The following is a 260-nucleotide window of genomic DNA, read 5'->3' as shown; positions in this document are numbered from 1 at the left end:
CCTGGAGTAGCCGGTCCGTGCTCGCGGTGGTGCGGAGGTACCAGGACGGCGGTGCGTAGTAGAGGAGCGCGGTGTGGCAGCGCCAGCAGTGCGGGTAGCGGTGCTCGTAGGCGACGTGGCGGAAGAGGAGGCTGCGCTCGGTGAGGTCGGCGACGAGTTTCTCGTCGGCCTTCTTGAAGAACAGACCGCCGACAAGGCCGAGGCTCTCCTCGAAGGTGCCGTCCGGGCGGACCGGGTTGACGACCGGGAGGCCGTAGGCG

General features: G+C 69.2%; 1 protein-coding gene. It reads right to left on the bottom strand.

Annotated features, from left to right (window positions below; translation table 11 throughout):
• Positions 1-260, bottom strand: a 260-nt coding sequence (locus RM609_RS34360) for a class I tRNA ligase family protein (protein ID WP_311616609.1), incomplete at both ends; no start/stop codon positions are given.

Source organism: Streptomyces hesseae (genome assembly GCF_031845785.1).
GTDB lineage: Bacteria > Actinomycetota > Actinomycetes > Streptomycetales > Streptomycetaceae > Streptomyces > Streptomyces hesseae.
Note: the sequence above shows the minus strand (reverse complement) of the source record. Positions and strands in the feature narration are given on the sequence as shown.